General features: G+C 60.3%; 17 protein-coding genes. 7 read left to right on the top strand and 10 right to left on the bottom strand.

From position 1 onward, the window contains the following. Positions 1-68 precede the first annotated feature (68 nt). Positions 69-773 (bottom strand): YebC/PmpR family DNA-binding transcriptional regulator, encoded by a 705-nt coding sequence (locus tag M5B43_RS24000; protein WP_248752392.1) that lies wholly within the window; start codon positions 771-773, stop codon positions 69-71. A gap of 99 nt (positions 774-872) precedes the next feature. Next, the gene (locus M5B43_RS23995) at positions 873-1,730 is read right to left on the bottom strand and encodes a LysR substrate-binding domain-containing protein (protein ID WP_248752391.1); all 858 of its coding nucleotides are present in this window, start codon (positions 1,728-1,730) and stop codon (positions 873-875) included. A 111-nt stretch (positions 1,731-1,841) separates the two neighbouring features. On the opposite strand from M5B43_RS23995, the gene M5B43_RS23990 reads away from it, so the two are divergent. The 3 genes from M5B43_RS23990 to M5B43_RS23980 all read left to right on the top strand — a co-directional run bounded on the left by M5B43_RS23990 (position 1,842) and on the right by M5B43_RS23980 (position 4,516). Next, positions 1,842-2,951 carry a 2-aminoethylphosphonate--pyruvate transaminase gene (locus M5B43_RS23990; RefSeq protein ID WP_248752390.1) on the top strand — a complete coding sequence of 370 codons (1,110 nt, stop codon included), beginning with the start codon at positions 1,842-1,844 and terminating at the stop codon, positions 2,949-2,951. Between the two features lie 29 nt (positions 2,952-2,980). Then, entirely contained in the window at positions 2,981-3,808 is an 828-nt protein-coding gene (gene phnX / locus M5B43_RS23985; RefSeq protein WP_248752389.1) for a phosphonoacetaldehyde hydrolase, read from the top strand. A gap of 114 nt (positions 3,809-3,922) precedes the next feature. Next, entirely contained in the window at positions 3,923-4,516 is a 594-nt protein-coding gene (locus tag M5B43_RS23980; protein ID WP_248752388.1) for a cytochrome b, read from the top strand. Between the two features lie 44 nt (positions 4,517-4,560). Here the strand turns inward: M5B43_RS23980 and M5B43_RS23975 are convergent, their stop codons facing one another. Both M5B43_RS23975 and M5B43_RS23970 read right to left on the bottom strand, forming a co-directional pair. Further along, a complete protein-coding gene (locus tag M5B43_RS23975; protein WP_248752387.1) occupies positions 4,561-5,451 on the bottom strand; it encodes a pyridoxal-phosphate dependent enzyme in 891 nt (296 codons plus the stop codon). 58 nt (positions 5,452-5,509) lie between these two features. Then, a complete protein-coding gene (locus tag M5B43_RS23970) occupies positions 5,510-7,549 on the bottom strand; it encodes an NADPH-dependent 2,4-dienoyl-CoA reductase (protein ID WP_248752386.1) in 2,040 nt (679 codons plus the stop codon). Between the two features lie 212 nt (positions 7,550-7,761). On the opposite strand from M5B43_RS23970, the gene M5B43_RS23965 reads away from it, so the two are divergent. Together M5B43_RS23965 and M5B43_RS23960 are read left to right on the top strand one after the other, a co-directional pair. After that, the gene (locus M5B43_RS23965; protein ID WP_248752385.1) at positions 7,762-8,892 is read left to right on the top strand and encodes a carbon-nitrogen hydrolase family protein; all 1,131 of its coding nucleotides are present in this window, start codon (positions 7,762-7,764) and stop codon (positions 8,890-8,892) included. A 4-nt stretch (positions 8,893-8,896) separates the two neighbouring features. Then, on the top strand, positions 8,897-9,931 hold the full coding sequence (locus M5B43_RS23960) for an AraC family transcriptional regulator (protein ID WP_248752384.1): 1,035 nt from the start codon (positions 8,897-8,899) through the stop codon (positions 9,929-9,931). A gap of 274 nt (positions 9,932-10,205) precedes the next feature. On the opposite strand, the gene M5B43_RS23955 is transcribed toward M5B43_RS23960, so the two are convergent. Then, positions 10,206-11,000, bottom strand: a complete 795-nt coding sequence (locus tag M5B43_RS23955; protein WP_248752383.1) for a DUF2242 domain-containing protein — start codon at positions 10,998-11,000, stop codon at positions 10,206-10,208. 89 nt (positions 11,001-11,089) lie between these two features. After that, entirely contained in the window at positions 11,090-11,989 is a 900-nt protein-coding gene (locus M5B43_RS23950; protein WP_248752382.1) for a LysR substrate-binding domain-containing protein, read from the bottom strand. A gap of 118 nt (positions 11,990-12,107) precedes the next feature. Between M5B43_RS23950 and M5B43_RS23945 the strand changes: the two genes are divergently transcribed. Together M5B43_RS23945 and nhaA are read left to right on the top strand one after the other, a co-directional pair. Beyond that, the gene (locus M5B43_RS23945) at positions 12,108-13,301 is read left to right on the top strand and encodes an MFS transporter (RefSeq protein WP_248752381.1); all 1,194 of its coding nucleotides are present in this window, start codon (positions 12,108-12,110) and stop codon (positions 13,299-13,301) included. A 117-nt stretch (positions 13,302-13,418) separates the two neighbouring features. Beyond that, entirely contained in the window at positions 13,419-14,762 is a 1,344-nt protein-coding gene (nhaA, locus tag M5B43_RS23940) for a Na+/H+ antiporter NhaA (RefSeq protein WP_248752380.1), read from the top strand. Between the two features lie 79 nt (positions 14,763-14,841). Here nhaA and M5B43_RS23935 read toward each other — a convergent pair whose 3' ends face one another. The 4 genes from M5B43_RS23935 to clpX all read right to left on the bottom strand — a co-directional run bounded on the left by M5B43_RS23935 (position 14,842) and on the right by clpX (position 21,236). After that, a complete protein-coding gene (locus tag M5B43_RS23935) occupies positions 14,842-16,716 on the bottom strand; it encodes a SurA N-terminal domain-containing protein (protein WP_248752379.1) in 1,875 nt (624 codons plus the stop codon). Between the two features lie 231 nt (positions 16,717-16,947). Then, positions 16,948-17,220 (bottom strand): HU family DNA-binding protein, encoded by a 273-nt coding sequence (locus tag M5B43_RS23930; RefSeq protein ID WP_003174819.1) that lies wholly within the window; start codon positions 17,218-17,220, stop codon positions 16,948-16,950. A 148-nt stretch (positions 17,221-17,368) separates the two neighbouring features. Then, complete coding sequence (gene lon, locus M5B43_RS23925; protein WP_248752378.1) at positions 17,369-19,765, bottom strand: endopeptidase La; 2,397 nt, start codon at positions 19,763-19,765, stop codon at positions 17,369-17,371. 187 nt (positions 19,766-19,952) lie between these two features. Further along, positions 19,953-21,236: an ATP-dependent Clp protease ATP-binding subunit ClpX gene (gene clpX, locus M5B43_RS23920; protein ID WP_017136464.1), complete on the bottom strand. Its 1,284-nt coding sequence runs from the start codon at positions 21,234-21,236 to the stop codon at positions 19,953-19,955. Positions 21,237-21,290 lie beyond the last annotated feature (54 nt).

The following is a 21,290-nucleotide window of genomic DNA, read 5'->3' as shown; positions in this document are numbered from 1 at the left end:
TTAATTGGCCTGACACAGCACCGTAAAAGTGGGAGGGGGTTTGCTCCCTCCCCCAGTTGGACCGCGTTTTAGCCGGCCAATCCGACGAACATATCCTGCACGTCGTCATGGTTGTCCAGGCCTTCCAGGAAAGCCTCGACTTCAGCCATCTGCTCATCGGTCAAACCGCTCACCGGGTTCTTCGCGATGTAGCCCAACTTGGCCGACAGCACGGTAAAACCCTGCTCCGGCAGCGCTTTCTGTACGGCGTCCAGATCGGTGGTCTCGGTGATGAACAGGGTCGCGCCTTCTTCACCCGCTTCGAAATCCTGGGCACCCGCTTCGATGGCGGCCATTTCCGGATCAGCGTCCGGGGTGTCCGGCGACGCTTCGATCAGGCCGACGTGGTTGAAGTCCCAGGCCACGGAGCCGGAAGCGCCCAGTTGCCCCTTGCGGAACGCCACGCGGATTTCCGCCACGGTACGGTTGATGTTATCGGTCACGCACTCGACGATCAGCGGCACCTGGTGCGGGGCAAACCCTTCGTAGGTCACGCGGTGGTACTGCACGGTTTCGCCGAGCAGACCGGCGCCCTTCTTGATCGCGCGGTCCAGGGTTTCCTTGGGCATCGAGGCCTTCTTGGCCTGTTCCACCACCAGACGCAGGTGGGCGTTGGTCGCGGTGTCCGCTCCGTTACGGGCGGCGATGGTGATTTCCTTCACCAGTTTGCCGAAGATCTTGCCCTTGGCATTGGCTGCCGCTTCTTTATGTTTGACTTTCCACTGTGCGCCCATGACTCACTCTCTTCTATCCATCGCGCCGAAACGTCTACTGGCCGGCGCTTTGGGGGCAGAGTTTATAGGGCAAAAACCCTTCGTTCCACCAAAAAACCGTCAATGCGCCAACTCGAAAAAAGCCTGAATCAAGCGCAACGACCTGCGCCGCTCCAGGCAACCGAGCATATGCCGGTTCACCAGGCCATCGCCCTGGATCGGCACCGCCTGCACCCGAGGGTCCGGGCTCACCTCCATCGATGACACCACCCCGACGCCCAACTGCGCGGCGACGGCCTCGGTCACCGCTTCACGGCTGTCCAGCTCGAGCAACACCTTGGGCTGCACCCCTGCGGCCAGACAGGCGTCATCAAAGGTGCGGCGCGTGATAGAGCTGGGTTCACGCAGCACCATGATGACCTGGTTCAACTGCGTCAGGCCAATGCCCTGGGGCAGCGCTGCCCAGGGGTGGCCTGCGGGCACCAATGCGCAAATACGCGACTCACTCAGCGGTTGCAGATGCAGCCCGCTGCGGGGTTCGACTTCGGTCAGTACCGCCACATCCGCATGTTCAGAGAGCAGCGCCGCGAGGGTTTCCTGGGCGTTGCCCAAGCGCAGGTTCACCGTTATGCCAGGGTAGCGCGCGCGCAGGCTGGCGATCATCGGCATGACCAAGTGCGGGCCATCCGCCGCGACCTCCAGGCGACCGGCAAGCAACTGCCGGTTGGCCTCCAGCAGGGCCTGGGCCTCGTCTACCAAGCCAAAGATCGCACGGGTGATCGCCGCCAGGCGCGCGCCCTCTTCGGTCAACTCCACCCGCCGTGCGGTACGGCGCAACAAGGGGATCTGGTAGTGCTCTTCCAGGGCCTTGATATGCCCGGTCACCGCCGGCTGGCTGATAAACAGCCGTGTGGCGGCCCGAGTGAAACTGCCCTCGCGGGCCACCGCATCGAATGCACGTAATTGGAACAGATTCATAACTATCGGCCTCACTGATAGCTTGCATAACAACAAACAATTTGATTGATGACAAGCCAAACTGCAATTTAGGCGCCGTAGCTTCAACCCCCTACCTTGCGAGGACTTGAGATGCCCCCTGCCGCGCCGATCCTGCTGACTCCTGGCCCCCTGACCACCTCTGCCCGCACTCGCCAGGCCATGATGGTGGATTGGGGTTCATGGGACGACCGTTTCAACCAACTCACTGCCAGCGTCTGCACGCAATTGCTGGCGATCATTCATGCCAGCGCCGGCCACCATTGCGTGCCGTTGCAAGGCAGTGGCACGTTCGCCGTCGAAGCCGCCATCGGCACTCTGGTGCCGCGTGACGGCAAGGTGCTGGTGTTGATCAACGGCGCCTACGGCAAGCGGCTGGCGAAGATCTGCGACGTACTCGGCCGCGCGTTCAGCACCTTTGAAACTGCCGAAGACAACCCCACCACTGCCGCCGATGTCGACCGTTTGCTGCATGCAGACCCGGCCATCACCCATACCGCGCTGATCCACTGCGAAACCAGCACGGGCATTCTCAACCCGCTGCCGCAAATCGCCGAGGTGGTCAGACGCCACGGTAAGCGCCTGATCATCGACGCCATGAGCTCCTTCGGCGCGCTGCCGATCGATGCCCGCGAAGTCCCGTTCGACGCGCTGATCGCCGCCTCGGGCAAATGCCTGGAAGGCGTGCCCGGCATGGGCTTTGTCTTCGTGGAAAAACAGGCACTGGCCACCGCACAGGGCAACTGCCATTCACTGGCGATGGACCTGTTCGACCAGCACACCTATATGGCCAAGACCGGCCAGTGGCGCTTCACCCCACCGACCCACGTGGTTGCCGCCTTGCACGAAGCGCTGCTGCAGTACCACGAAGAAGGCGGCTTGCCGGCACGTCATCAACGCTATGCCGACAACTGCCAGGCGCTGCTGGACGGCATGGCCGAACTGGGCCTGCACAGTTTCCTGCCGGCGGCCATCCAGGCGCCGATCATCGTCACCTTCCACGCCCCGAAAAACCCGCGCTACCAGTTCAAGGACTTCTACGAACGCGTCAAGGCCAAGGGTTTCATCCTCTACCCCGGCAAACTGACCCAAGTGGAAACCTTCCGCGTGGGCTGCATCGGCCACGTTGACGCGCAAGGCATGCAAGCGGCGGTCAAGGCGATCGCGCAGGCACTGCAAGAAATGGAAGTACTGGACATCTGATTTCCCCCATTGCCCACAGGATTTGAACCATGAACTATGAAAACCCCACCACCCTCCAGGCCGTTATCCTCGACTGGGCCGGCACCGTGGTCGACTTCGGCTCCTTCGCCCCCACGCAGATTTTTGTCGAAGCCTTCGCCGAGTTCGACGTGCAAGTGTCCATCGAAGAGGCCCGTGGCCCGATGGGCATGGGCAAGTGGGATCATATCCGCACCCTTTGCGACCAACCTCAAGTTGCCGAGCGCTACCGCAAGGCGTTCGGCCGCACGCCGACCGATGATGACGTGACAGCCATCTACCAGCGCTTCATGCCGTTGCAGATCGAAAAGATCGCCGAGCACTCGGCCCTGATCCCTGGCGCCCTCGACACCATCGCCCGCCTGCGTGTGCAGGGGATCAAGATCGGCTCCTGCTCGGGCTATCCCAAGCAAGTGATGGATAAGGTCGTCGCCCTGGCCGCCACCAACGGCTATATCGCCGACCACGTGGTCGCTACCGACGAAGTGCCCAACGGCCGCCCATGGCCGGCCCAGGCACTGGCCAACGTGATCGCGCTGGGCATTGATGATGTGGCGGCGTGCGTGAAGGTCGACGACACCGTGCCGGGCATCCTGGAAGGCCGTCGTGCCGGGATGTGGACCGTGGCCCTGACCTGCTCCGGCAACGCCCTGGGCCTGACCTACGAGCAATTCCGTGCCCTGGACAGCGCCACATTGGCCCGCGAGCGCAAGCGTATCGAAGCCCTGTTCGAAGGTTCACGCCCACATTATCGGATCGATACCCTTAACGACCTGCCGTCAGTCATCACCGACATCAATCAGCGCCTGGCGCGTGGGGAAATGCCGCAAAGCCACTGATAGAGGTCAAAACAACCGCACTTGCGCCAGGCAAATCGCTCAAAACCGGCATACAGTTAAAGGACTCCGTCGCTAAAGAACGGAGATATGCCCTGATGAGTGAGGAACAAAGCGATGCCGTGGAAAAATTCCGATACGCGCTACAGCACCATGTCGATTGCGTTGCACTGGTTGATGGTGGTGCTGCTGGCGGTGGTTTACGCCTGCATTGAACTGCGCGGGATGTTTCCCAAAGGCAGCGGCGGACGCGCGTTGATTGTGGAAATGCACTACATGTTCGGCCTCACCGTGTTTGTACTGGTGTGGTTGCGCTTGTTCGCACGCAGCCTGGGCGTCGCGCCGAAGATCGTGCCGACGCCGCCGCAGTGGCAAACCCTGCTGGCCACCCTGATGCACTTCGCGCTGTATGCCTTGATGATCGGCATGCCGATTGCCGGTTGGCTGATCGTCAGCGCCGAAGGGCATTCGGTGATGTTCTACGGTATCGAGCTGCCGCCATTGCTGGCTGAAAACAAAGCGCTGGCCAAGGAAATCGAAGGGTGGCACGTGCTGTTCGGCAACATCGGTTATTGGTTGATCGGCCTGCATGCGCTGGCGGGGATCTTTCACCATTACATCCTGCGCGATAACACTGCCTTGCGGATGATGCCAGGTGGGAAGGCGCTTGCCTCCGATGGCGTTGGGGCAACCCACAAATCCATCGACTGACCCACCGAGATTGGTGGCCAGCCCCCTCCTACAAAGAGACCGCGCTAGGCGTCAAACCCTCGCCGGCCTTGCAGGCCACCGGTATGAATGAAGATCAAACGAGTGCCGGGGGCAAAACCTGCGGCCTTGATGTGCTGCTTCAAGGCCAACAGCGCCTTGCCGGTGTAGAGCGGTTCCAACGGCAAGCCGCAGTGCTGTTCGGTGCACTGGATAAACTCAAGCAATAACGGGTCGACCTTGGCGAAGCCGCCTCGGCTCGCGCCCAGCAGTTCATAACCGCCCTGCACGATGGCACTCACGTTCTGCGCCACGCCGTGGTCATCCGGCACCGCCAGGGCGCCGTACACCGGATGTGCACCCGCTTCTGCCAGCACCAACCCGGCCAACGTCGTGCCGGTACCCGCCGCGAGCCACCAGCCGTCGTAATCCGCCCAGCCAAGCGTGCTTAACTGGGCGCGCGCTTGCTCGACCAAGACTGCGCAGCCCTGCGCACCGGCCAGTCCGCCGCCGCCTTCGGGCACCGGATAAAGATGGGGATACTGCTCGCGCCAGGGTAACCAGAAGCCCGGCTCATGGCGCGCGCGATAGTCCCCATAACCCAGCCAATGCAATTGCATGCCAAAGGCTTTCAGGTCGAGGACCGTGGGCGTGTCTTGGGGATGGCCGCGCAATAGGCCGACGGTCGGGAAGCCAAAGCGTTTGCCCGCCGCCGCCAGCGCGTGCAGGTGGTTGGAGTAAGCCCCGCCGAGACTGATGATGCCAGTGGCTGCGGCTTGCTGGGCCTGGGCCAGGTATTGGGTGAGCTTGAACCACTTGTTGCCGCTGATCAGCGGGTCGATGCGGTCCAGGCGCAACACGGCCAGCTCGACGCCGTTCAGCCAGTCCAGCTGCAAGGGTTCAAGGGGCGCGTGAGGAAGCCAGTCAAAAGGGCCCATCAGGGGGACATCTGTGTGCAAAAAGGGGCGGTAGTCTAACACCGCCCCTCCTGACGTTTTACAACTCGGCGGCCAGGCGCGAGCCCTGGTTGATCGCGCGCTTGGCATCCAGCTCGGCCGCCACATCGGCACCGCCAATCAGGTGCACGTTCTGGCCCGCAGCCACCAGGCCCTCCTGCAATTCACGCAGCGGGTCCTGGCCGGCGCAGATGACGATGTTGTCGACCGCCAGCACCTGGGGTTCACCCTCGGCACCGATACGGATGTGCAAACCTTCATCATCGATCTTCAGGTATTCGACGCTGTTCAGCATCTGCACCTGCTTGTTCTTCAAGCCGGTACGGTGAATCCAGCCGGTGGTCTTGCCCAGGCCGTCGCCGACCTTGGAAGTCTTGCGTTGCAGCAGGAACACCGCGCGCGCAGGGGCATGGCGTTCAGGCTTGATGCCCGCCACGCCGCCACGGGCCTGCAGTTGGGTATCGATGCCCCACTCTTTCCAGAACGCGTCGCGGTCCAGGCTGGTGGACACCCCCTGGTGCACCAGGAATTCCGACACGTCGAAGCCGATGCCACCGGCGCCGATCACGGCCACGCGCTTGCCGACCGGTTTGCGCTCCAGGATCACGTCCAGGTAGCTCAGTACCTTGGCATTCTCGATACCCGGGATGGCCGGCGTACGCGGTGCGATACCGGTGGCCAGGATGATCTCGTCATAACCGCCTGTCGCCAGTTGCTCTACCGTCACGCGAGTGTTGAGGCACAGCTCGACATGCGTGGTCTGCAATTTGCGCTTGAAGTAGCGCAGGGTTTCGAAAAACTCCTCCTTGCCCGGTACGCGCTTGGCGATATTGAACTGGCCACCAATCTCACTGGCGGAATCGAACAACGTCACTTGGTGGCCACGTTCGGCGGCAACGGTAGCCGCTGCCAGCCCCGCAGGGCCGGCCCCGACCACGGCAATTTTCTTGATCTGCTTGACCGGCAGGTAGTTGAGCTCGGTTTCATAACAGGCCCGCGGGTTCACCAGGCACGTGGTCAACTTGCCGCCGAAGGTGTGGTCCAGGCAAGCTTGGTTGCACCCGATGCAGGTGTTGATTTCATCCGCGCGGCCGGCTGCGGCCTTGTTGACGAACTCTGGGTCAGCGAGGAACGGCCGCGCCATCGAGACCATGTCGGCATCGCCTTCTGCCAGGATCTGCTCGGCAATGTCCGGAGTGTTGATACGGTTGGTGGTGATCAGCGGAATGCTCACCGCACCGCGCAATTTGGCGGTGACTTTGCTGAAAGCCCCCCGCGGCACCTTGGTGGCGATGGTCGGGATACGCGCTTCGTGCCAGCCGATACCGGTGTTGATCAGCGTCGCGCCGGCCTGTTCGATGGCCTTGGCCAGTTGCACGATTTCGTCCCAGGTGCTGCCACCCTCGACCAGGTCGAGCATCGACAGGCGGAAGATAATGATGAAGTTCGGGCCGACCGCTTCGCGTACACGACGCACGATTTCTACCGCCAAGCGCATGCGGTTTTCGTAGCTGCCCCCCCAACGGTCAGTACGGTGGTTGGTGTGAGCGGCGAGGAATTGGTTAATGAAGTAGCCTTCGGAGCCCATGATTTCCACACCGTCGTACTCGGCCACCTGGGCCAGCAGCGAGCAGGTGACAAAATCCTGGATCTGCTTCTCGATGCCCTCTTCATCCAACTCGTTGGGCTTGAACGGGTTGATCGGCGCTTGAATCGCACTGGGTGCGACCTGTTTTGGGCTGTAGGCATAACGGCCCGCGTGGAGGATCTGCATGCAGATCTTGCCGCCCGCTTCATGCACCGCTTGGGTGACGATCTTGTGCTTGTGCGCTTCTGCCTCGGTAGTCAGCTTGGCCGCACCGGCATACACGCCGCCTTCATCATTGGGGCCAATGCCGCCGGTGACCATCAGGCCCACGCCACCACGGGCGCGCTCGGCAAAGTACGCCGCCATGCGCTCGAAACCGCCAGGTTTTTCTTCCAGGCCGGTGTGCATCGAGCCCATCAGGGTGCGGTTGCGCAAGGTGGTAAAACCCAGGTCCAACGGGGCCAGCAGGTTCGGGTAGGCAGCAGCGGTCATGGTCAAGCTCCACAACGAATCATCACGGGGACGTGCCACGCTCGAACGGCGTGGCATCGGTTTATGTCCCACAGACTAAGAGGCGATCACCTGGCGCTCAATGACTGTAACTGACAAGTTATTGATCCAAATGCACAGCGCCCCTTGGCAAGCCGTGCCATGGGCCCTACCCTAGTCGCGAACCCTGCACCCGGTCTGTTGTCTGTTGCCCCATGCGTAAACTTCTAGCGTTCACCGTCACCATGGCCTTGGTTGCCGCCATCGCCGCCTATCTGGTCTGGACCCAGGAGCGCCCCGTGGCGCATTACCTGTCGGACCTGCGCATTACCCTCGCCGTCAATGAAGGCCAACCGGCCGACCGTGGCAACTTGCTGGGCATCCAGCCGGAGCTGTTCCCCGCCGACTACCAGAGCCTGGAACGCCTGCACCTCAAACTTGCGGCCTACCTGCAAAAGGCCCGGGACCAGGGCCTGATCAACGACAAGACCATCGTGGTCCTGCCGGAACATATCGGCACCTGGCTGATGCTCGGTGGCGAGAAAAATGAGTTGTACCAGGCCATCCATCTTAAAGACGCCATGAACTGGCTATCGATCAGTAACCCGTTGCAGTTCATGCGGGCCTGGATCAGCGCCACCGGTGACAACCGTATGGACGATGCCTACCTGCGCATGAAGGCCACGGCCATGGCCCGCGACTACCAAATGCTGTTCGGCGGCCTGGCCAAAGAGTTTGGCGTGACCCTCGTAGCCGGGTCGATCACCCTGCCCAACCCGAGTGTCAGCCAGGGCCAGCTACAGGTCGGCCATGGCGCGCTGTATAACGCCAGCCTGGTATTTGCCGCCGATGGTTCGCCGTTGGGCCAGCCGCAGCGTCAGCTGTACCCGATCTACGATGAACGAGGGTTTATCGAGCCCGGAGACGAGAATGTCGTCAGCGTGGTCGACACCCCGGCCGGACGCCTGGGCATCCTGATCGGCAGCGACAGCTGGTACCCGGACAATTACCGCAAGCTCAACGAACAAGGCGCGCAACTGGTCGCGGTGCCGGCCTTTATCACCGGCCGCGACACCTGGAGCCGCCCATGGCGCGGCTTCAAAAGTGTGTCGACCCCCTCGGAAGTCAGCCTCAAACCCGAAGAAACCAGCGAGGGCGAAGCCTGGCACCGCCTGACACTCATCAGCCAAGCCCCCATGAGCCAAGCCACAGCGGGCATGAGTGTGTTCTTGCGCGGGCAGTTCTGGGATTTGGGCAGTGCCGGTCAAAGCTTTCTCAGCAGCAATGGGCAAGTATTCGCCGACGGCGATGCCCATGGCGCGCGCCTGCTGAATATCTGGCTGTAACCCCGTGAAGCCGGTACGCCTGGGGGACTTGTCGGTGGGCTTCGTGCACACCCTCGCCGACGCCGTCCACAGCCATGGCCTGGACCCACATCCCCTGCTGCTGCAATACGGCCTGGACCCGGCACGCCTGGCCGAAGCCGGCGCTCGCTTGTCGATCCCGCGCTATATGCGCCTGGGCCATGCGGCCATCCAGCTGACCGGCGACCCGAGCCTGGGCCTGCGCATGGGCCAGCTCAGTCGCTTGAGCCAGGCGGGGCTCGCCGGTGTCACGGCGGCCCAGGCACCGAATGTGCGTGAAGCCGCACGTACGTTGACGCGCTTTGAAGCGCTATACGGCGCCAACTATCGCGGGCAATCGAGCTTCCATGAAGATGCCGAAGGTGCGTGGCTGCGGTTCTATTCCATCAGCCCCTACAACGCCTACAACCGCTTTGTCGTGGACTCGATTATCGCCGGGTGGCTTCACCAGCTATCGAGCCTGGCGCAACAGCCCGTGCAGGCACAGCGCATCGAAATCGAGTTCCAAGCGCCAGACTACAGCGAACAGTACGCTGTGCTGGGTGACAGTCCGATCCAGTTCGGCGCCGACGCCAATCAACTGCGCCTCAGCCAACCCACCCTGGCCATGCGCAACCCGCAGCACTGCCCAAGTACCTGGCACCTGTTGCTGCAGCTGTGTGAAAGAGAATTGGAGCAATTGACCCGCACCCGCAGCCTGCGCGAGCGCATCACCCGGTTGCTCGGCCCGATGCTCAATGGCGGCCGCGAACCCGACCTGGAAGAAGTAGCGGCACGCTTGAAGCTGCCGACCTGGACGTTGCGCCGCAAACTGGCCGAGGAAGGCACTCAGTTTCGCGCGATCTTGAATGACACTCGCCGCGACCTGGCCATGACCTACATTCGCGACACGGAGCTGGCGTTTGGCGAGATCGCCTATTTGCTCGGTTTTGCCTCTGCACAAGCTTTCCAGCGGGCGTTCAGACGGTGGAACAACCAGACCCCAGGGGAATTTCGCCGCAGCCAGCGGCATTCCGCCTGAAGTCGGTCCTACAGCTCGGTGGCATCGTCGGCAGGATCCAGTGGATCCAGCTCGAATGCCTGATACTCCAGCAGCTCTTCCTGGTATTCGTCCATGGCGGACTCCTTCTTGGTTTAACGGTTGGCCAACGCGGTCACTAAAATGACCTGCATCACCAGCCTAAAGTGCCGTCATGACGAAAAAATGTCTGCGTCATGACGTTCCTGCACTTGCAGATTAAACGTAGCAGCCTGCCGCAGAATTAACAGCGCTGCCTGAAAGAGCCTCGGCGCCGTTACTGTACAGGGGCTGGCAGCGGCGGGATCGCCTCTGTGGGGGCCGGCAGCGCAGGGTTGGTCACCGGTGGTGCGACTACAGGAGGAGTGGCCACCGGCGCTTCCTGCGGCGCAATGGGCGCGGCCTCCGGTTTGGGCGTGACGGGTTGCGAAGCGCCAGGCTCTTCCTTCGGCGCCTCGACCTTCTCGGCAGCCGGTGCAACCTTGGGTTCGGGCACCCCCAACTCAGCCTTGGGTTGCTCGGGAATATGCGCCGCTTCCTTCACTTCCTGCGGCAGGAACACATCCACCAACGCGAAGTAACGCTCGTAGAACTTCGGCGCCGAGACGGTCTCGCTCGCCACCTTCACCATCGAGTCATCGGTGGAGCCAATCGGCATCGACACCGACCCCAGCACGCCCACCCCCAGGCTCGCGGAGTTATTGACCTTCTTCAGTGCGTAGCGATCCTGCAAGGCATTGGCAAACATCGTCGAATGATTGCTGCCCCTGCCGTCAGCGGCACACACCACATTAAAGCTGATCTGCATGTGGGTTTCGCCGGTCTGCTGGAAACTCTTGTTACCGACTACCAGCTTCGGGTCACTGCTGGTGATGATATAGCCCTGGCTCAACAGGGCACGACGCGCCGCCTCACAAGCAGCGATATCGCTGACCGGATAATCACGGGAAAACGTACCGGAGTCGTCGAAATTCTCATGTTCATAAATAGCGGTCTTGGGTGACGAGCAGCCCGCGGCGCCCGCCAGCACCAGCGCCAACCCGAGGCTGCGTAAGTGAAATGATGTCGACATTGAAAATCCTGAGGAAAACAGTCTGGGCGGTATTGTGCAACAGAACGAGGCCTTGGCGCGCGCATTCCTGTCGGCAAAACGTCACAAGCCTATGGGTTCGTACCGACAGGAAACAGCCCAGCACACATATGATCGATAAACACCCGCAGTTTGACCGAGGCATGGCGACTGGAGGGCCACAGCATCCAGAAACTGCCGCAATGCTCAAGATAGTCATCCAGCACTCGGCGCAACTGCCCGTTCCGTACGGCTTCATTGACCATGTAATCCGGCAGGCAAGCAATGCCAAGTCCCTCATGTACCACATGAGTGAGGGACTCGATGGTAGTAGTGACCAGTGGCGTGCGCAACGTCGGTTCCTGAGCGCCCGGTACGTGGCGCAACGGCCAAGGTTCCAGCTTGCCGGTGGCGCAGAACTTGTGGCGCAGGCAGGCATGGTGGTTCAGGTCCTGGGGCTGCGCAGGGGTGCCGTGTTGATCGAAGTAGCCTGGCGTGCCGACAAGTACCAATTGGTAATGCCCCAGATGACGCGCCATCAGACGCGAATCTTCCGGCTTGCCGGTACGAATCACCGCATCGAAGCCTTCCTCGATCACATCCACCATGCGGTCGGAAAAATCCACATCCAACTCGATTTCCGGGTAGGCACGCATAAAATCGCTGATCACCGGCATCAACAAACCGCGCACCTGCGGCACGCTGATACGCAACTTACCCCGGGGGATGGCGCTGGCTTCGGTCAGTTCCCGCTCGGCCGCTTCGACTTCTGCGAGGATACGCCGCGAACGCTCCAGGAACAGGGCGCCCTCACTGGTCAGCGTGATGCTGCGCGTGCTGCGGTGAAACAGCCTGACCCCCAGGCGCTCTTCCATGCGCGCAATGCTTTTGCCCACGGCCGAAGACGACACCCCCAATACCCGCCCTGCGGCGGTAAAACTACGGGTTTCCGCCACCTGCACAAATACCGGGAGGCTGCCCAAGTTGTCCATGATCTCGCCCTCGGCGATTACGGACGCCAGTGTCCGATAAGTTCGGAACCTTAGCCTGTTTTTCCGCGCATCGCAGCCCCCTACTCTGCCTCCTTGCCCTTTGTAAGGAGAGACCACCATGAATGACAGCCCTTTACTGGCCGATGCGACACCTCCCCTGGCCAACCAGGCTGAGCCCCTGCCTCTGGCCGGGTTGCTGGCGTTGGCCTGCGCCGGTTTTATCACGATCCTCACCGAAGCAATGCCCGCCGGGCTGCTGCCGCAAATGAGCGAAGCGCTGGGGGTATCACAGGCCCTCGTCGGCCAACTGGTAACGCTCTACGCCCTCGGCTCGTTACTCGCGGCGATCCCGCTGACGCTACTCACCCGTGGCTGGCGTCGACGGCCGTTGCTGCTGATCGCTATCGGCGGCTTTGCATTGGTCAACAGCGTCACGGCGTTTTCCAGCCACTATGGGTTGACCTTGGCCGCGCGCTTTTTGGCCGGGGTGTTCGCCGGCTTGCTCTGGGCCCTGCTGGCAGGCTACGCCAGCCGCATGGTTGCCCCTCATCTGCAAGGACGGGCAATTGCGGTCGCCATGCTCGGTGCCCCCCTGGCCTTGTCCCTGGGCGTACCCGCAGGCACCCTGCTCGGCACTGTCGTCGGTTGGCGCACCAGCTTTGCGATCATGACTGGCCTGACGCTGGTGCTGCTCGTCTGGGCTCGCTGGCAATTACCGGACTTTGCCGGTCAACCGACGGAGAAACGCCTGGGGCTGCGACAGGTACTGGCCCTGCCGGGCATTCGTCCGGTGCTGTGGGTGACCTTCACCTACGTGCTGGCCCATAACATTCTCTATACCTATATCGCGCCCTTATTGGTACACGCTGGCATCGGTGCCGACATTGACCGGGTGTTGTTGGTGTTCGGCCTGGCGGCCTTGCTGAGTATCTGGCTTGTGGGCCTGTTGATTGATCAGCATCTGCGACTGTTGACCCTCATCAGCTGCGTGATGTTTGCCGTGGCGGCGCTGATGCTTGGCGTCTGGATCCATTCGGCAGGTGTGATCTATGCGAGCGTGGCGGTGTGGGGCCTGGCCTTCGGGGGCCTGCCGGCATTGTTGCAGACCGCACTGGCCAAGTCGGCTGGCGAGTCGGCCGATGCGGCCCAATCCATGCTGGTCACCGTATGGAACCTGGGGATCGCGGGCGGGGGGCTGGCTGGCGGCATGTTGCTTCAAAGTGTGGGGGTCGTGGCGTTTCCGTGGGCGGTTGCCGGCTTGATGGTGTTAGCGCTCGGCGCAACCTTGCGCAGGGTGATGCCCATCCGATGACAAGTTTGTTTACAACTTATTCTTCAACTTCCTATCATCGCGTTGGGTGCGTTGCGGCATAAGGCACGGCGCAGGTTAAATGCCAAGCATTGGTCGGGCCGCCAATGGAGATTTGTCGTGCCTGATAAACACCCTGCCATCCCTCGCCCTCAGCGTCTGACTGAGGGCGCGCTGTCTGCCCTTGAGCGTTTTTCACACATCGAAGCTGTCAGCGGCATTGTCCTGCTGCTGGCGGCAATCGCTGCTCTGATCTGGGCCAACAGCCCCGCTGCCGCCACTTATGAGCACTTCTGGAACACCCCAGTCACCCTGGGGTTGGGCGACTACAGCGTCTCACGCTCCCTGCACTTCCTGGTCAATGACGGCTTGATGACCATCTTCTTCCTGGTGGTCGGTGCCGAAATCCGCCAGGAGATCAAGGACGGCGCGCTTGCCGACTTGAAGTTGGCCACGCTGCCACTGGGGGCTGCGCTGGGCGGTGTGCTGATGCCCGCGCTCATCTACACCCTGCTCAACCATGGCACCGCCGCCGCGAGCGGCTGGGCCGTACCCACCGCGACCGATATCGCCTTTGCCGTAGGCGTACTGGCGCTGCTGGGCAAGTCGATTCCCAGTGGTGTACGTGTCCTGCTGCTGGCCTTGGCGATCATCGATGACATCGTGGCGATCCTGATTATTGCCATCTTCTTCACGGCCAGCCTCGACTACATGGGGTTGGTCATTGCCGTTGCCGGGCTCGCACTGGTGCTGGTGTTCCAGCGCATGGGCATCAGCAAGGCTGCGATATACCTGCTGCCAGGGGCGATTGTCTGGTTTGGCCTGCTCAAGACGGGCGTGCATCCGACGCTCGCCGGGGTGATCCTCGGCCTGATGACGCCCGTCAGCTCCAAACCCACCACCGAACGCCCGCTGGACACTATCGGACGCACATTCAACGAATTGATGGACCGCTTCTCGCAATCCGCCCAAGGCCCGCAGCACGTGGCCAAACCCTTGAAGCAACTGCGAGAAGCACAACGCGAAATGTTGCCGCCCGTGCAGCGCGTTCAATCGGCGCTGCACCCATGGGTGGCGTTCGGCGTCATGCCGCTGTTCGCCCTCGCCAATGCCGGTGTGAGCCTCGACGGCTTCAACCTGGATGAGCCCCTGCCCCACGGCGTATTCATGGGCGTCATCGCTGCCCTGGTCCTCGGCAAGCCCTTGGGCGTCATGCTCGCGAGCCTCACGCTGGTCAAGCTCAACCTCTGCAAACTGCCGGACGGCGTGACCTGGACAGGCGTTACCCTGGTCGGCCTGCTGGCGGGCATTGGCTTCACTATGTCGATCTTTATCTCCGCCCTGGCGTTCTCCGACCGAGCCTTGTTGTCGGCCGCCAAGTTGAGCGTGTTGGTGGCTTCGACGCTGGCAGCGGTGATCGGCCTGGCCTGGGGCAAGCTCAAGTTTGCCGGCAACAAGCCTTAACCCACGCCGGCCAGAATTTTTCGCGCGCAAAAAAAGACCCCGGCCTTCTCAGGCCGGGGTCTTTTTGTTCAAGCCGACATCAGAACTTCTTGATGTCCGCCTGGGCTTCCAACTGCTTGCGGTAGGCCGCGAAGTCTTGCTGGCCAATACGGGAGGCGAGGAAGCGGCGGTATTGCGCCTTTTCTTCGTCCGTAGGGGCAGCGGCTTCATTGACACCGTTCAAGCGTACGATCATCAGGCTACCGTCACGCAGGGTCACGGTGGTGAAGGTCGGCTTGTCCTTGGCCGCAGGCTTAGGCATGCGGAACAAGGCTTGCAGCACAGCAGGATCAACGGCTTCCTGATTGCGGGTAGCCGCTTCAGTAACCTTCCAGGTCTGACCATCGATCGGCTGATTCAACGCAGTCTTGCCGTCACGCAGGCTGGCGATCAACTCGTCGGCATGGGCCTTGGCAGCAGCGCTCGCACGCTCCTTGGTCATCTGGGTACGAATCGCCGCAGCAACGCTTTCCAGCGGCAGCTGGGTAGGTTTGAGGTGCTCTTTGGCACGCAGCACGATGATGGTCTCCGGGTCCAGCTCGATGGCGGTGCTGTTGGCCCCCTCATCCAGCACTTCCGGGCTGAACGCAGCGGTGACCACGGCGCGGTTGGCCGCGACACCTTCGCCACCGTCACGGCCAAACGGCGCGGAGGTGTGAACGGTCAGTTTCAGGTCGGAAGCTGGCTGGGCCAGGTCGGAGGCTTCGAATGCCGCATCTTCCAATTGCTTGGTCGCTTCGACAAAACGCTGTTCAACCTGCTGGGTCTTGAGCTCGCGAGTCAGCTTGTCTTTGAGGCTGGCGAACGAAGGCACTTGGGGTGCTTCAACGCCCAGCAACTTGATCAAGTGCCAACCGAAGGTGGTACGCACGGGTGCCGAGACCTGATCCTGCTTCAACGCGTACAGGGCTGTTTCGAAGTCCGGGTCGTAGACGCCAGGACCCGCAAAACCAAGGTCACCGCCATTGTTGGCTGAACCTGGGTCTTGGGAGAACTCCTTGGCCAGGGCTTCGAACTTCTCGCCTTTGGCCAGGCGCGCCTGGATTTCTTCGATCTTGGCCTTGGCTTGCGCCTCGGTGACCTTGTCGTTGACTTCAATCAGGATATGCGCGGCACGACGCTGTTCAGCGAGGTTGGCGGTTTCTTTCTGATAAGCAGCCTGCAGCTCATCGTCCTTGACGGTGACCTGATCAAAGAAGGATGACTTTTTCAGTTCCAGATAGTCGATGACCACCTGGTCTGGGGTCATGAACTCTTTGGCGTGCTGGTCGTAGTAAGCCTTGACCTCATCGTCGGTGAGTTTCACCGCCGCGGGGTCAGCCTTGATGTTGACGGTGGCAAAATCGCGGGTCTGTTTTTCCAGACGGGCGAATGCCAGCACCTCGGCGTCGGTCACGAAACCACTGCCGGCGATGCCTGCGCGAACCTGGCCGATCAGCATTTCCTGGGTCAGCATCTGACGGAACTGCAGGCGGCTGTAGCCCAACTGACGGATCACCTGGTCAAAGCGTTCGGCACTGAACTTGCCGTCCACCTGGAATTCCGGCGTCTGCAGGATCACCTGGTCCAATGCCGCTTCCGAGAAACCGAACTTGGAGTTAGCAGCGCCTTGCAGCAGCAGCTTGCGATCGATCAGGCCCTTGAGGGCCGCGTCGCGCAGCAATTTTTCGTCCAGCAGGGAGGCATCGAAATCCTTGCCCAGCTGTTGCATCAACTGGCGACGTTGCATGTCGACAGCCTGGCTCAATTCAGTCTGGGTGATTTCTTCACCGTTGACCTTGGCCACGTCCTGCTTGTTGTTGGTCGAAGCCTGGAAAATAGCCTCGATACCGGTGAACGCCATCAATGCGACGATGATCCCGATAATGGTCTTGGCAATCCAGCCTTGTGAATTGTCCCTGATATTCTGCAGCATGCGTCCCCCAGAAACGGTTGAACTTCAAAAATTAGGCAACCGTGGAGCGTGGGTAGAGTCCGGATAGAAGAAAGGCGCATCCGAGGATGCGCCTTCTCGTAACTGGCGGAGCGGACGGGGGTTTGAACCCACACCCCCGGCGTGGCGACCCGATGGATACTTGGGTCAGCTGCCGCTCCGCTGCCAGGCCAGACTTGCGTCCCGCCCGGGTAGGTAAGGCTTGAGCGAAGCTTAGTTAACGGCTTCTTTCAGGGCTTTACCGGCTTTGAAACCTGGTTTCTTGGCAGCAGCGATTTGCAGTGCTTTACCGGTCTGTGGGTTACGGCCAGTGCGAGCTGGGCGGTCAGTCACAGAGAAAGTACCGAAGCCTACCAGTACCACGGAGTCGCCGGCCTTCAGAGCGCCAGTGACGGATTCGATTACTGCGTCCAGCGCACGGCCAGCAGCAGCTTTCGGGATATCAGCGGATGCGGCGATAGCATCAATCAGTTCCGACTTGTTCACTCTAAGTCCCCTTATATATCTATTGAGTATGATTCTAAGTTTTTTGGTGAAAGCAAAAACCAGTGCTGAATGGCCTACAGACACTTAAGAGCCGCTTTATAACAAGGGCTCTAAAAAGCTGTCAAGGAAGCCCCCAGGCTTAATCGCATTAATGCGTGCTAATTCTTTCCTTGGAATCAGACTCGCGTTTTTCATCCTTCGCGACTATCTCCGGAGCCACATCCGGCAAGGGCTCCGGCGCGTATTGCAGCGCAATTTGCAGGACCTCGTCAATCCATTTAACCGGTTTAATCTGAAGATCCTGCTTGATATTGTCAGGAATCTCCTTCAAGTCGCGAACATTCTCTTCCGGAATGATCACGGTCTTGATGCCACCCCGATGTGCAGCCAGCAATTTCTCTTTCAGGCCACCAATCGCCAATACCTGTCCACGCAGGGTAATTTCGCCGGTCATGGCCACATCCGCGCGTACAGGAATGCCAGTCAATGCCGACACGAGGGCCGTACACATGCCTACGCCAGCGCTAGGGCCATCCTTCGGAGTCGCCCCTTCCGGCATGTGGATATGGGTGTCGTGCTTCTCGTGGAAGTCCAGGGGGATGCCCAGGCTCTTCGCACGGCTACGCACCACCGTCTGCGCGGCAGTGATGGATTCGACCATCACATCGCCAAGGGAACCGGTCTTGATCAGTTGGCCTTTGCCGGGGATCACTGCCGCTTCAATGGTCAGCAATTCACCGCCCACCTGGGTCCACGCCAGCCCCGTCACCTGCCCTACCTGATCCTGCTGCTCGGCCAGGCCGTAGCGGAATTTCTTCACACCCAGAAAGTGCTCCAGGGAGTCGGCGACGACCTTCACAGAGAAGCGTTTTTCGAGCGCATGCTCTTTGACCGCTTTGCGGCAAATCTTCGCAATTTGACGCTCAAGGCCCCGTACACCGGCCTCGCGAGTGTAGTAACGGACGATGTCACGGATCGCCTCGACCTCAAATTCGATCTCGCCCTTCTTCAGGCCATTGGCCGAAATCTGCTTGGGCGCGAGGTATTTGACGGCAATGTTGATCTTCTCGTCTTCGGTGTAACCCGGCAGACGAATCACCTCCATCCGGTCCAGCAACGCTGGTGGAATGTTCATGGAGTTGGAGGTGCACAGGAACATTACGTCGGACAAGTCGTAGTCGACTTCCAGGTAATGGTCGTTGAAATTGTGGTTCTGCTCAGGGTCCAGCACTTCGAGCAACGCCGACGCAGGATCACCACGCATGTCACTGCCCATTTTGTCGATTTCATCGAGCAGGAACAGTGGGTTGCGCACCCCTACTTTTGTCATCTTTTGAATCAATCTTCCTGGCATCGAACCGATGTAAGTCCGGCGATGACCACGAATTTCCGCTTCATCACGCACGCCGCCGAGGGCCATGCGCACGAATTTGCGGTTAGTGGCATTGGCAATGGACTCAGCCAGGGAAGTTTTACCGACACCAGGCGGTCCGACCAGGCACAACACCGGGCCACGAATCTTCTTCACGCGTTTTTGCACGGCGAGGTATTCGAGGATGCGCTCTTTGACTTCTTCGAGACCGTAGTGGTCGGCGTCGAGGATGTCCTCGGCGCGCGCCAGGTCCAGGCGTACCTTGGTCTGGGCCTTCCACGGCACTTGCACCAGCCAGTCGATGTAGGAGCGAACCACAGTGGCCTCGGCTGACATCGGCGACATTTGCTTGAGCTTGTTCAGCTCGGCGGTGGCTTTGGTCAAGGCGTCTTTCGGCAGGCCGGCGGCATCGATGCGCTTCTTCAGCTCTTCGATTTCGTTGTGGCCGTCCTCGCTGTCGCCGAGCTCTTTCTGAATGGCCTTCATCTGCTCATTCAGGTAGTACTCGCGCTGGCTGCGCTCCATTTGCTTCTTCACGCGGCCACGGATGCGCTTCTCAACCTGCAGCAGGTCGATTTCACCATCGAGCAGCGCCAGGACGTGTTCGACACGGGCCGACAGGTCAATGATTTCGAGGATGTCTTGCTTCTGCTCGATTTTCAGCGCCATGTGCGCTGCCATGGTGTCGACCAGGCGGCTTGGCTCATCAATGCTGTTGAGGGAGGACAGGACTTCAGCCGGGACTTTTTTGCCCAACTGTACGTACTGTTCGAACTGCGAGAGCAGGCTGCGCACAAACACTTCGGATTCGCGCTCAGGGGCTTCGACTTCGTCGATCAGTGCCACTTCGGCGCGCAGGTGGCCATCCACCTCCATGAAACGCTCTACCGCACCGCGTTGCTCGCCTTCGACCAGCACCTTGACGGTGCCATCGGGTAACTTGAGCAATTGCAGGACGGTAGCAACGGTGCCGACGCGATACAGGGCGTCTTCGCCCGGATCATCATCAGCAGGATTCTTTTGGGCCAACAGCAGGATCTGCTTGTCACCCGTCATCGCGGCCTCGAGGGCTTCGATAGACTTCTCGCGCCCCACGAACAGCGGGATAACCATGTGCGGATAGACGACGACATCACGCAACGGCAGGAGAGGCAATTCGATGGTTGTCTTCATGATTTCGCCTCTATGACAGTTGAAAAATAAACTTGAAACCAAGATGGGGGCTGCATGCAAAAAAAACAAGCTCAATGCCAGCAGTTAAACGCATGAATAAACGCGAATTTAAAAACCACGCTAAAAAAGCCCCAAAAAAACAAGGGGCCCCAAAAGGCCCCTTGCGTGTACTGCAACTGCAAAACGCTTATGCGTCTGGTGCAGCCTTGGCAGCCGGCTCACTGTTTTCGTAGATATACAGTGGCTTGGACTTGCCTTCGATAACGCTTTCGTCGATCACCACTTTGCTCACCTCGGACTGCGAGGGAATCTCGTACATGGTGTCGAGCAACACGCCTTCGAGGATCGAGCGCAAACCACGTGCACCGGTCTTGCGCTCCAGTGCCCGCTTGGCCACCGATTTGAGCGCGTCAGTACGGAACTCGAGGTCTACACCTTCCATCTCGAACAGCTTGGCATATTGCTTGGTCAGGGCGTTTTTCGGCTCGGTGAGGATCTGAATCAGTGCAGCCTCATCCAGCTCGTCCAACGTGGCCAGGACCGGCAGACGGCCAACGAACTCCGGGATCAGACCGAACTTGACCAAATCGTCAGGTTCGACTTCACGCAGGGACTCGCCCACCTTCTTGCCTTCTTCCTTGCTACGCACTTCTGCACCGAAACCGATGCCGCCACGGGTGGAACGTTGCTGGATAACCTTTTCCAGACCCGAGAACGCACCGCCACAGATGAACAGAATGTTGCGCGTATCAACCTGAAGGAATTCCTGCTGCGGGTGCTTGCGGCCACCTTGTGGCGGTACGGAAGCAACCGTGCCTTCGATCAGTTTCAACAGTGCCTGCTGCACGCCTTCACCGGAAACATCCCGGGTGATCGACGGGTTGTCGGACTTGCGCGAAATCTTGTCGATTTCGTCGATGTAGACAATACCCATCTGGGCTTTCTCTACGTCGTAGTCGCACTTCTGCAGCAGCTTCTGAATGATGTTCTCGACATCTTCACCCACGTAGCCAGCCTCGGTGAGGGTGGTTGCGTCGGCGATGGTGAACGGAACGTTCAGCAGGCGAGCGAGGGTTTCTGCAAGCAAGGTTTTACCCGAGCCTGTAGGACCGATCAGCAAGATGTTGCTCTTGCCGAGCTCAACTTCGTCACCTTTCTTGTCACGCTGGTTCAAGCGTTTGTAGTGGTTGTACACCGCTACGGCCAGAACCTTCTTTGCACGCTCTTGACCAATCACATACTGGTCAAGGATGCCGCTGATTTCTTTAGGCGAAGGCAATTTATGCGCACTGCTCTCGGCCTGGGCTTCCTGCACCTCCTCGCGGATGATGTCATTGCACAGGTCGACGCACTCGTCGCAGATAAACACCGAGGGGCCGGCAATCAATTTGCGCACTTCATGCTGGCTTTTGCCACAGAAGGAGCAATAGAGCAGCTTGCCGTTGTCCTCGCCGTTGCGGGTGTCAGTCATTCGTTCGATCCAAATCCGATAGGCTTGCAACACAAGATGAAGGCTTATGCGGGC

The sequence above is a fragment of the Pseudomonas sp. MWU15-20650 genome (genome assembly GCF_023242475.1).
Classification (GTDB): Bacteria; Pseudomonadota; Gammaproteobacteria; order Pseudomonadales; family Pseudomonadaceae; genus Aquipseudomonas.
The sequence above is the reverse complement of the archived record's forward strand: the minus strand, read 5'-3'. Positions and strand labels throughout refer to the sequence as shown.

Coding starts and splice junctions, on each gene's coding strand:
- M5B43_RS24000 (WP_248752392.1), bottom strand. CDS start 773: ATGGGCGCACAGTGGAAAGTCAAACATAAAGAAGCGGCAGCCAATGCC.
- M5B43_RS23995 (WP_248752391.1), bottom strand. CDS start 1,730: ATGAATCTGTTCCAATTACGTGCATTCGATGCGGTGGCCCGCGAGGGC.
- M5B43_RS23990 (WP_248752390.1), top strand. CDS start 1,842: ATGCCCCCTGCCGCGCCGATCCTGCTGACTCCTGGCCCCCTGACCACC.
- phnX (WP_248752389.1), top strand. CDS start 2,981: ATGAACTATGAAAACCCCACCACCCTCCAGGCCGTTATCCTCGACTGG.
- M5B43_RS23980 (WP_248752388.1), top strand. CDS start 3,923: ATGCCGTGGAAAAATTCCGATACGCGCTACAGCACCATGTCGATTGCG.
- M5B43_RS23975 (WP_248752387.1), bottom strand. CDS start 5,451: ATGGGCCCTTTTGACTGGCTTCCTCACGCGCCCCTTGAACCCTTGCAG.
- M5B43_RS23970 (WP_248752386.1), bottom strand. CDS start 7,549: ATGACCGCTGCTGCCTACCCGAACCTGCTGGCCCCGTTGGACCTGGGT.
- M5B43_RS23965 (WP_248752385.1), top strand. CDS start 7,762: ATGCGTAAACTTCTAGCGTTCACCGTCACCATGGCCTTGGTTGCCGCC.
- M5B43_RS23955 (WP_248752383.1), bottom strand. CDS start 11,000: ATGTCGACATCATTTCACTTACGCAGCCTCGGGTTGGCGCTGGTGCTG.
- M5B43_RS23950 (WP_248752382.1), bottom strand. CDS start 11,989: ATGGACAACTTGGGCAGCCTCCCGGTATTTGTGCAGGTGGCGGAAACC.
- M5B43_RS23945 (WP_248752381.1), top strand. CDS start 12,108: ATGAATGACAGCCCTTTACTGGCCGATGCGACACCTCCCCTGGCCAAC.
- M5B43_RS23935 (WP_248752379.1), bottom strand. CDS start 16,716: ATGCTGCAGAATATCAGGGACAATTCACAAGGCTGGATTGCCAAGACC.
- lon (WP_248752378.1), bottom strand. CDS start 19,765: ATGAAGACAACCATCGAATTGCCTCTCCTGCCGTTGCGTGATGTCGTC.
- clpX (WP_017136464.1), bottom strand. CDS start 21,236: ATGACTGACACCCGCAACGGCGAGGACAACGGCAAGCTGCTCTATTGC.